Origin of the sequence: Lysinibacillus sp. GbtcB16 (assembly GCF_019091145.1) — a bacterium.
GTDB classification, from domain to species: Bacteria; Bacillota; Bacilli; order Bacillales_A; family Planococcaceae; genus Lysinibacillus; species Lysinibacillus fusiformis.
The window spans coordinates 1-229 of record NZ_JAGXJV010000975.1; the positions used below are offsets into that span (position 1 = coordinate 1).

Annotated in this window: 1 protein-coding gene; it reads left to right on the forward strand. The window is 54.1% G+C overall.

Annotated elements, in window-relative coordinates:
- Nucleotides 1-46 precede the first annotated feature (46 nt).
- A partial coding sequence (locus KVT27_RS26490) for a hypothetical protein (protein ID WP_217582366.1) occupies nucleotides 47-229 on the forward strand: 183 nt, incomplete at its 3' end.

Here is a 229-nt window from a genome sequence, read left to right on the forward strand (position 1 = left end):
CTTGAGGACAGGCCTCTTCCACCTTGCAGAAGAATTGGCGCATACGTTGAACAGCCTGTTGAAAGTCGAAGTGACCGTATCCGTCGGCGGAAGAACGGAAGAGCTTCGCAAGCTGGCCCATATGTTCGATGATACGCGCAGTGCACTGGCGTACCGTAAACCCGGCGAGGCTCAGCAAATTTTGGACGCATTGGACATAATGCCTGGCGGCCAAGATGCGATTGCCTAT